We start from the raw sequence: 910 nt of genomic DNA, 5'->3' as shown, positions 1-910 counted from the left end.
TCCTTGAGCACTATTTCGATATCAAACTTCACTTTGATACTGGTAACCGCTTTTACACCTATGCATCAACTTTTCATTCAGTTTACGTAAACGTCAATTTAAAATCAGAATAGTGCCTGAAAGATTAAGTTGCAATCGAGTTCACCGATAAAGATTTGAACTGACGCAAACTTTAAGTAAATAAGTTGTTAATAAAAACTATTCTCAGACCACTACATATTTGGGTAGTTGGGACCACCACCACCTTCAGGAGGCGTCCAGGTGATGTTTTGACTTGGGTCTTTGATATCGCAGGTTTTACAGTGAATACAGTTCGCCGCATTAATCTGTAATTCGGCTTGCTCTGCACCTTCTACAATTTCATACACCCCAGCAGGACAGTAGCGTTGAGCGGGCTCGGCATAGAGCGCCAAGTTCTGTTCGATAGGAATGCGCTGGCTGGCAAGCTGCAAATGACACGGTTGGTCTTCTTCATGGAAAATATTGGATAAATAGACGGAAGAAAGACGGTCGAAACTCAACACGCCATCAGGCTTCGGATAGAGGATCTCATCGCTGTTTTCCGCCAGAATCAAAGACTGATGATCGGGATGTTCACAACGTACATTCCACTTTGCTTTGCCTTTTAACACGTTGTGTTCCAACATCGCTAAACCACCGCCTAACCAAGAGCCAAAACGGTGTATTCCGCTAGAGAAGTTGCGTGCTTGATAAAGCTCTTCATATAGCCATGACTGTTTGAAATGGCTTTGGTAGTCGGCAATAACCGATTGATTTGAAAGCGCTTCAAAAACGGCTTCAGCGGCGAGCATCCCCGACTTCATCGCGGTATGCGTGCCTTTGATTTTCGCGCTATTGAGCGTACCTGCATCGCAGCCAATCAACAAGCCACCCGCGAATTGTTGTGTAG

Annotated in this window: 1 protein-coding gene; it reads right to left on the bottom strand. The window is 44.6% G+C overall.

The genetic code is table 11. The annotated features are described in order from the left end of the window. Nucleotides 1–212: 212 nt before the first annotated feature. A partial coding sequence (locus R7Z50_RS25590) for an electron transfer flavoprotein-ubiquinone oxidoreductase (RefSeq protein WP_318149487.1) occupies nucleotides 213–910 on the bottom strand: 698 nt, incomplete at its 5' end.

The organism is Vibrio sp. 1249-1 (assembly GCF_033340495.1).
The sequence above is the reverse complement of the archived record's forward strand: the minus strand, read 5'-3'. Positions and strand labels throughout refer to the sequence as shown.